We start from the raw sequence: 7411 nt of genomic DNA, 5'->3' as shown, positions 1-7411 counted from the left end.
GTGCTTTGTTGGTGATGGCTGAAGGGATGCGTGGGGCGGGTCTGCCACCCGCTGGCGCGATGCTTGCTGAAGGTGCGTGATGGCGAGTTGCCGTTGTGGGCAGCGGCGCGCCAATGTAGGCGGGCGATTTGTACGCAAACGTAACGGAAAGCGCTATGCTGAGCGGGCCCGCCACGGCGCGCGGCCCGTCGGTGGGTAGACATTCCTTTTTGGCGCCGTTCTCCACAGGAGTTCTGCAATGGACCGAGGTTTCAACGCGTCGCGCACGTACATGATGGGTAGCCGCCCCATCATTATCAGCGCGAGCCGCCGTGCGCCTGCCGTGTGGTCTGCTACGCCAACCGTGGCGCCGCCCAGGCCGCACCTGAGTCTGCTGCGCGCTCCCCATATGCCCCTTTCCAACCGCTGGTGCGCTGCCAGCCGGGCGCAGCCTGTTTGCTTGTTTCCCTCAGGAGTGTTGTCATGAACCAGTTCAAGATTTCCACCCGCTTGGCGGGTTTGCTTGCGGCCTTGTGTCTGCTGGTGTTGCTGGTGGGCGTGGCGGGGCTGTATGGCATGGGCAATTCCAATGCCGGGCTCAAGTCGGTATATGACGACCGGGTGGTGCCGCTCAAGCAGATCAAGGTGGTGGCGGACATGTATGCGGTCAACGTGGTGGACACGGCCCACAAGGTGCGTGATGGCGCGCTGACACCCGCACAGGGCCTGCAGTCGGTGGCCGATGCGCGCAAGGCCATCGAGGCCAACTGGAAGGCCTATCTGGCCACCCAGCTGGTGCCGGAGGAAACGCAGTTGGTCGAGCGCTTCAAGCCGCTGCAGGCCAAGGCAGATGCGGCCACCGATGTACTGGCGGGGCACTTCAAGTCGGGCGATGTGGCGGCCCTGACCGCGTTTGCGGCCAAGGAGATGTACCCCGCCATCGACCCATTGCAGGAGGTGCTGGGCCAGCTGATGCAGGTGCAGCTGGACCGTGCCAAGGCCGAGTACGACAGTGCGGCCGCCAGCTACCAGACCATCCGCGCACTGGCGGTCACGGCCGTGGTGGCGGGCATCGTGCTGGCGGTGCTGATGGGCGGCGCCATGATCCGGCAGATTTCGCGCGCGCTGGGTGATGCGGTGCAGATCACCGACGCGGTGGCTCAGGGCGACCTGACCGTGGCGATCCACGCGCGGGGCAAGGACGAGATCGCCCAGTTGCTCGGCGGCCTCACCGCCATGCGGGACAACCTGGCACATGTGGTGTCGGGCGTGCGTGGCAATGCCCAGGGCGTGGCGTCGGCCAGTGCCGAGATCGCATCGGGCAACAACGACCTGTCCATCCGCACCGAGCAGCAGGCCAGCGCGCTGCAGGAAACCGCTGCGTCGATGGAGGAGCTGAGTTCCACCGTCAAGCAAAACGCCGACAACGCGCGCCAGGCCAACCAGCTGGCGATGAGCGCATCCACCGTGGCGGGGCAGGGCGGCGATGTGGTGGCCGAGGTGGTGACCACGATGAAGGGCATCAACGACAGCAGCAAAAAGATCGCCGACATCATCAGCGTGATTGACGGCATTGCGTTCCAGACCAACATCCTGGCGCTGAACGCGGCCGTGGAGGCCGCCCGCGCGGGCGAGCAGGGCCGGGGCTTTGCGGTGGTAGCGGGCGAGGTGCGCAATCTGGCCCAGCGCAGTGCTGAGGCGGCCAAAGAGATCAAGTCGCTCATCACTGCCAGCGTGGAGCGGGTCGAGCAGGGCACCCAGCTGGTGGACAAGGCGGGCATCACCATGACCGAGGTGGTGGGCGCCATTCGCCGCGTGACGGACATCATGGGCGAGATCAGCGCCGCCAGCAGCGAGCAGAGCACGGGCGTGTCGCAGGTGGGCGAGGCCGTCACGCAGATGGACCAGGTCACCCAGCAGAACGCGGCGCTGGTCGAGGAAATGGCGGCTGCTGCCAGCAGCCTGAGCCACCAGGCCCAGGCCTTGGTGGGGGCGGTGGCGGTGTTCAAGCTCACGGCCGACCAGGCACGGGCATCGCAGCCTGGCGGCGCTGTGGACCCGGTGCCGCGCCCTGCGCCTGCAGCGGACACGCGCAAGGCGGCGATGGGTGGCCATGCCGCGGGCAGCAAGGCAACCCTTGCTTTGCGCTCTCCCTCTGCTCCTGCCGCCAAAAAGGCACCTGCTGCCAGTGCCACCACCAAGGCCGCGGGCGTCGCACCCAAAGCAGCCCCACAAGCAGTGGCTGCCGGTGCCGAGGACGACTGGGAGAGCTTTTGACCGACGGCAGGCCATGCCTGCACCGTTTGTAAGTTTTTTGCCCCGTTTTGGGGCGTAGACTTCCCCAAGTTGGTTCGGTGCCTGGCACTGCGCCGACAGCTCCCGCGATGTAGCACCCCAGCCCGAGCGTGCGCTGCACGCGCGGGGCCTTGTGCGCTGTTTTGATATCCCCACGGCTGACACAGGGGGCCGCACCCATGCCCCAACCGGCGCAGCGCTTGCGCAGTGGGCCGTCGACTCTCTTGTGATAATTTAAATTGATAAAATCATATTTATCATAAATATGATATAATTATCACATTCCAGCCGCTGATTCCTTGTTGTCCCGCGCAGGTGCGTGGCACCCCGTCGGCGCACCCATGGCTGGCAAAAGCCCCCATAAAAACCACGAAAGATTCCCATGAGCAACCTGAAAATCGGAGCGCGCCTGAGCCTGGCCTTTGGCCTTGTGCTGTTGATCACCGCCACCATCGCCGCCACCGGCGTCTGGCGACTGGCGGTACTCAAGGAGGCCAGCAGTCGCATTGCCACTGTCGAAATGGAACGCAACGCCCTGGCGCAGGAGTGGAAGGCGGCCATCGACCTGAACTGGGTGCGGGCGTCGGCGTCGCTCAAGGCCACGGATGCGGGCTACATCCAGTCGCTCACGGCCGACATGGCCACCACGTCCCAACGGGCCAGCGAGGCGCAAAAGAAGCTGGAGGCGCTGGTGGACGACCCCACCGAAAAGGCGCTGATGGAACGTGTGGCGGTGACCCGCAAGGCCTATGTGGACGCGCGCGCCAAATTGCTGGAGCGCAAGAAGGCTGGGGAAGACGTGTTTGCGCTGGTGGACAGCGACCTCAAGCCCCTGGCCACCGCTTACCTGCAGTCGCTGGCCGATGTGGCGGACAACACGCACAAGCAGCTCGATGAGTTCGAGGGCGCCATCATCCAGGCCGCAGGCACCAGCCAGTGGGTGCTGGCGCTGGGGGCGGTGGTGTCGGTGGTGCTGGGCGCATTGTTTGCGCTGTGGACCACGCGTTCCATCGTGGGGCCGGTGCAGCGTGCGGTGCAGGCGGCCGATGAAATCAGCCACGGCAATCTGTCGGTGCAGATTCCCGACGTGGGCAACGGCCGCAATGAGATGGCCCAGCTGCTGCGCTCGCTGGACGAAATGCAGCAAAACCTGTCGCGCATCGTGGGGCATGTGCGCTCCGGCTCCGAGAACGTGGCCACGGCGTCGTCGGAGATCGCCCAGGGCAACAACGACCTGAGCGCACGCACCGAGCAGCAGGCCAGCGCCCTGCAGGAGACGGCCGCATCCATGGAGCAGCTCAATTCGACCGTGCGCCAGAACGCCGACAACGCCCGCCAGGCCAACCAGCTTGCGCAGAGCGCATCGACGGTGGCCGTGCATGGCGGAGAGGTGGTGAGCCAGGTGGTGGACACCATGAAGGGCATTCACGACAGCAGCAGCAAGATCGCCGACATCATCGGTGTGATCGATGGCATTGCCTTCCAGACCAACATCCTTGCGCTGAACGCGGCCGTCGAAGCAGCGCGTGCGGGTGAGCAGGGCCGGGGCTTTGCGGTGGTGGCGTCCGAGGTGCGCAGCCTGGCGGGCCGTTCGGCCGACGCGGCCAAGCAGATCAAGACCCTGATCAACGACAGCGTGGAACGCGTGGCCGCAGGCACCACGCTGGTCGATCAGGCGGGTGCAACCATGACCGAGGTGGTGGGCGCTATCAAACGTGTCACGGATTTGATGGGCGAGATCAGTGCCGCCAGCTCTGAACAAAGCCAGGGCGTGGCCCAGGTGGGCGAGGCTGTGACACAGATGGACCAGGTCACCCAGCAAAACGCTGCCCTGGTGGAAGAAATGGCCGCCGCCGCCGCCAGCCTCAACAACCAGGCGCAGGACCTGGTGAGCACGGTGGCGTTCTTCAAGCTGTCGCCAGCGCAGGCTGCGCAGCCGGCTGCGTCTGCCTTTGCGTATGTGCCCAAGGCTGCAGTCCCATCTCCGGCCTTGGCCGGTTCCAGCCGACCAGCCCCTGTGGCCCCGTCCAAGGTGCCGCCCCTGCGTGCGGCCGCCAAGCCCGCACCGGCTCTTGCGTCAACGGCGCCAGCTCGTTCGGGCAGCGGCAATGATGCTGACTGGGAGAGTTTTTGACAGTGGCTCGCCGCCCTCGGCAGGCGTGACGGGCCCTGCCTTCGCCGTGTGTTGGTTCAAACCTGGCTTTGATCTCGTCCGCGCGTCCTGCCTGATCACTGCAGGTCAGGCGGCCTTGAAGGGGCTTCGCGCTTGCAGGTCGCCGAGGTAGCTTTCCACCCCAGCGCCTTCGCGGTCCAGAAAGCGCTGCACCGCCTCAGCAAATGCCGGGTGTGCCAGCCAGTGCGCGCTGGTGGCCTGCACGGGCAGCAGCGCGCGGGCCATCTTGTGCTCGCCCTGGGCTCCCCCCTCAAACCGCACGGCACCGTGGGCGATGCACCACTGCAGCGGCTGGTAGTAGCAGGCCTCGAAGTGCAGGCAGTCCACGCGCTCCAGCGCGCCCCAGTAGCGGCCGTAGGCCACCAGCTCGGAGCGTGATTCGGGGCCTGATTCAGCGTCTTTTTGGGCTGATGCGCTGGATGCATATGCGCCGATAGCTATCAAACTGCTAGCAATAGGCCGTCCGTCCCGCTCCCCCACAAACAGCAGCCAGGCCTCGGGCATGTCCGCTGCCATGCGGGCGAAGAAGTCGCGCGTGAGGTAGGGCGGGTTGCCGTGCTCCAGATAGGTGCGCTCGTAGCAGCGGTAAAAAAAATCCCAGTCTGCAGCGCTGATGTCCGCCCCGCGTGACCAGCGGAAGGTGACTCCGGCATCGGCCACGCGGCGGCGCTCCTGGCGGATCTTCTTGCGTTTGTCTTGCGACAGGCTGGCGAGGAACTGGTCAAAGTCCTGGTAGCGCGGGGTTTCGCCGTCGGTGGCGGCTACACCCTGGGCCACAGGGAGCGTGGGCCGTTCATTCTTCCAGTGAAACTGCACGGTGTGCCGCAGCATCAGGTCTTGTTGCGCGCTGGTCAGCACATCGTCATCGCTGGCAAACAGCACATGCACGGACGACACGTCTTCTTGCTCGCACCACTGGCACATCGCCTGCACCAGCAGGGCGCGCGTGGCGGCATCGCGGGCCAGCAGCCGGCTGCCCGGCACGGGCGTAAAGGGCACGGCAATGACGGCCTTGGGGTAGTAGGGCACACGGTGCTGCTCGTAAGCGCTGGCCCAGGCCCAGTCAAACACATATTCGCCGTACGAATGGCTCTTGAGGTACAGGGGGCAGGCGGCCACCAGGGTGTCGCCGTCCCACAGCGTCATGAAGCGGGGTGTCCAGCCGGTACGCGGCGTGGCGCTGCCGCTGCTTTCCAGCGCGGCCAGGTATTCATGCCGCATGAAGGGCGTGGGGTGGCTTTGCTGCGCCAGCAGGTGGTTCCAGGCGGTAGTGTCCACGTCCAGCACGGAGGGGAGCACGCGGGCGATAATGGCAGCTTCAGCCATGCAGGCCCCTGTGATGCACTTTTGATTGCGGGCCTGCAACGGCGGTATTCAACCTGGCCGCAGGGGCCGATTCCAGTTCCATGACGCTCTCCATTTGCACTGCGCAGCTCAACTTTGTTGTGGGCGACATGCCCGGCAACGCCCAAAAGATCATTGCGGCAGCCCGCGAGGCCTATGCCCAGGGCGCTCGCCTGTTGCTGACACCGGAGCTGGCCATCTGCGGCTACGCGGCCGAAGACCTATTCCTGCGCCCTGCCTTCATTGCGGCCTGCGATGATGCCGTGAAAACCGTGGCCCGCGAGACTGCGGGGTTGAAAGGCCTGGCCATCGTGCTGGGCCACCCGCAGGCCATGGCCCCTGGCGCCCAGGCCTTCAGCGTCTGCTTCAACGCCGCCAGCGTGGTGCGCGACGGCAAGATCGAGCAGACCTATGCCAAGCGCGAGCTGCCCAACTACCAGGTGTTTGACGAGCGGCGCTACTTCGTGCCCGGCAGCAAGCCCTGTGTGTTCGAGGTGGAAGGCGTGAAGGTGGGTGTGCTGGTGTGCGAAGACGCCTGGTTTGCCACCCCCGCGCGCGACACCGCTGCCGCCGGTGCGCAGTTGCTGGCAGTCATCAATGCATCGCCTTTCCACCTGGGCAAGGGCACGGAGCGCGAGGCCACCATGCGCGCCCGTGTGGTCGAGACGGGCCTGCCGCTGGTCTACGCCCACCTGGTGGGCGGGCAGGACGAGGTGGTGTTCGAAGGCTGCTCGTTTGCGCTGGCCGCCGACGGTTCGGTGGCGGCGCGGGCCCCTGCTTTTGTGGAAAAACTGGTCTATGCGCTAGTCGAATCTGCTCAGGGTGCTATCAAAATTACAGCAGAGGTTGCCCCAGAGCGCACGCTGGAGGCCGACCTGTGGGATGCCCTGGTGCTGGGTGTGCGCGACTATGTGGGCAAGAACGGCTTTCCGGGCGCGCTGCTGGGGTTGTCGGGCGGCATCGACTCGGCGCTGGTGCTGGCGATTGCGGTGGATGCGCTCGGTGCCGACAAGGTCCGCACGGTGATGATGCCGTCGCCCTACACCGCCGACATCAGCTGGATCGACGCGCGCGACATGGCCACGCGCATGGGCGTGCGCTACGACGAGATTTCGATCAAGCCGCAGTTCGAGGCCTTCAAGGCCGCTCTGGCCGCCGAATTCGCCGGGCTGCCCGAAGACACCACCGAAGAAAACCTGCAGGCACGTATCCGGGGCACGCTGCTGATGGCGTTGTCCAACAAGTTCGGCGCCATCGTGCTGACCACCGGCAACAAGAGCGAGATGTCCACCGGCTACTGCACGCTGTACGGCGACATGGCCGGCGGATTTGCCGTGATCAAGGACGTGGCCAAGACCCGGGTGTTTGATCTGGCCCGCTGGCGCAATGCCAACGACCCGTATGGCACCTGCGCCAGCCCCATCCCTGAGCGCATCATCACCCGGCCGCCCAGTGCCGAGCTGCGACCCGACCAGAAGGACCAGGACAGCCTGCCGCCGTATGAGGTGCTGGACGCCATCGTGGCCCGCTACATGGAAAACGATGAGCCCATCGAGTCCATCATCGCCAGCGGCTTCGCCCGGGCCGATGTCGAGCGCGTGACGCGCCTGATCAAGCTCA

4 protein-coding genes are annotated in these 7411 nt (G+C 65.6%); 3 read left to right on the top strand and 1 reads right to left on the bottom strand.

Annotated features, from left to right (window positions below):
* The first annotated feature begins 462 nt into the window (after positions 1–462).
* A complete protein-coding gene (locus DBR23_RS25090; RefSeq protein WP_108499926.1) occupies positions 463–2256 on the top strand; it encodes a methyl-accepting chemotaxis protein in 1794 nt (597 codons plus the stop codon).
* A gap of 400 nt (positions 2257–2656) precedes the next feature.
* A complete protein-coding gene (locus tag DBR23_RS25085; protein WP_108499925.1) occupies positions 2657–4408 on the top strand; it encodes a methyl-accepting chemotaxis protein in 1752 nt (583 codons plus the stop codon).
* 105 nt (positions 4409–4513) lie between these two features.
* On the opposite strand, the gene DBR23_RS25080 is transcribed toward DBR23_RS25085, so the two are convergent.
* Positions 4514–5773 (bottom strand): GNAT family N-acetyltransferase, encoded by a 1260-nt coding sequence (locus DBR23_RS25080; protein WP_108499928.1) that lies wholly within the window; start codon positions 5771–5773, stop codon positions 4514–4516.
* 80 nt (positions 5774–5853) lie between these two features.
* On the opposite strand from DBR23_RS25080, the gene DBR23_RS25075 reads away from it, so the two are divergent.
* Positions 5854–7411, top strand: a 1558-nt coding sequence (locus tag DBR23_RS25075; protein WP_108499927.1) for an NAD+ synthase, incomplete at its 3' end; no start/stop codon positions are given.

It is taken from the genome of Acidovorax sp. HMWF018 (assembly GCF_003061035.1).
Lineage (GTDB): Bacteria > Pseudomonadota > Gammaproteobacteria > Burkholderiales > Burkholderiaceae_C > Acidovorax > Acidovorax delafieldii.
Note: the sequence above shows the minus strand (reverse complement) of the source record. Positions and strands in the feature narration are given on the sequence as shown.

Coding starts and splice junctions, on each gene's coding strand:
- DBR23_RS25080 (WP_108499928.1), bottom strand. CDS start 5,773: ATGGCTGAAGCTGCCATTATCGCCCGCGTGCTCCCCTCCGTGCTGGAC.
- DBR23_RS25090 (WP_108499926.1), top strand. CDS start 463: ATGAACCAGTTCAAGATTTCCACCCGCTTGGCGGGTTTGCTTGCGGCC.
- DBR23_RS25085 (WP_108499925.1), top strand. CDS start 2,657: ATGAGCAACCTGAAAATCGGAGCGCGCCTGAGCCTGGCCTTTGGCCTT.